This is a genomic window from Corynebacterium sp. HMSC06C06 (assembly GCF_001807295.1).
In the GTDB taxonomy this organism is placed as follows: domain Bacteria; phylum Actinomycetota; class Actinomycetes; order Mycobacteriales; family Mycobacteriaceae; genus Corynebacterium; species Corynebacterium striatum.
On record NZ_KV788461.1, the window covers coordinates 1 to 1,251 of the forward strand.

General features: G+C 58.7%; 3 protein-coding genes. All 3 read right to left on the minus strand.

The annotated features are described in order from the left end of the window. Positions 1–95 precede the first annotated feature (95 nt). Complete coding sequence (locus HMPREF3153_RS01050; protein ID WP_070419788.1) at positions 96–353, minus strand: hypothetical protein; 258 nt, start codon at positions 351–353, stop codon at positions 96–98. A gap of 77 nt (positions 354–430) precedes the next feature. Further along, positions 431–934 (minus strand): DnaB-like helicase N-terminal domain-containing protein, encoded by a 504-nt coding sequence (locus HMPREF3153_RS01055; protein WP_070419789.1) that lies wholly within the window; start codon positions 932–934, stop codon positions 431–433. Positions 935–956: 22 nt separating this feature from the next. Further along, positions 957–1,169 (minus strand): glutaredoxin family protein, encoded by a 213-nt coding sequence (locus HMPREF3153_RS01060; protein ID WP_070419790.1) that lies wholly within the window; start codon positions 1,167–1,169, stop codon positions 957–959. Positions 1,170–1,251: the final 82 nt, after the last annotated feature.

Here is a 1,251-nt window from a genome sequence, read left to right on the forward strand (position 1 = left end):
AACATATGGCAAGACATATGTTAGGCCATATGCTTTAGCGTATGTTAAAGCATATGGCAGGCTGGTTAGTGCGATTTATAGTCTATGCGCTGCGGTTATGCGAACGCTTGGCGTAGCTGACACCCGGCCAGCAGGGCCCAAAATCCCAGGGTGGATAGGGCGATAACAAGCATGATTAGGGTCGCGGAGGCCCCTGCCACCGTGAGACCTACGGGTGGGACCGTCCAAAGTGACGCCGAGACGGTCAGGCCGATGGGGGCGATACGCGCGCGCTCATTAGCGTCGCTGAGGGCGAGGATCGTCAGGGCCAGGAGGGCGGCGAGGGTGAAGGCGGCGAGGGCGTATGAGGCCATGGCGGCAAGCTTCCTTTCGGTTGGAATTTCGAGGACGCTTTTGATCGTATCGGCAGGGTGTGCACACCCCAGGCGGGCTAGATCGTGGTGATGTCTTGGTAGCGCTGCCAGGCCTTGCGTTGGCCTATGCCGTGGTTGATCATGATGTCGAGTAGTTCGGCTTCGGGGGCGTGTTCAGCGGCGTGGCGGAGTTGTTCGGTCATGTGGAGGTATTGGCGGCGGTAGCTGGTGCTGGCTACTTGGCGGGCGTAGTCGGCGAGGTGGAGGTCGACGATTTTGAGGGTGACCAGTTCGGTCATGATGTGGTGTTGGTCGTCGGCAAGTCCGTCGCGGTTGCCTTTGGCCTGGAGGGCATTGAGGACGGTGGAGGCGTCGGTGGGGCGGTTGTCGTTGACGAGTTCTTGTAGGGTGGCAAAGATTCGTGCCAGTAGGGTGTTGGCGAAGTCTGCGGGGTCGAGTTTGTCGGTGATGGTGGTGATGGTGTCTTTGTCGCCGCTGGTGAGCATGGCGGAGATAAGGCAGGCTTCGGAGTTGGTGACGGTGATGGTGGCGTTGATGGTTTCGACAGTGTCCTGGGCCATGGGGTGCTCCTTGCTTTTTGGGTTATGCGGCTTGGCGTAGTTTGTCGGGGCGGAAGCCGGAGAAGCTGTTGCCGGCGTCGTCGACGATGACGGGGGCGCTGGTGTGGCCGAGGGTGGCGAGGTAGTCGGTGTGTTCTTTGGCGGGTTTTTCTTGGTAGTCGATGCCGAGTTTGTTGGCGGTTTTGATGGTCAGGCGGCAGGGGTGGCATCCGGGTTTGGTGTAGATAGTGAGCATGTCTGCTCCTTTCTTTGTCGAGTGTTGCCTTCCGTCGCGGTATACCCCTAGTTTAACATATGTTTTAACATATGGCAAGACA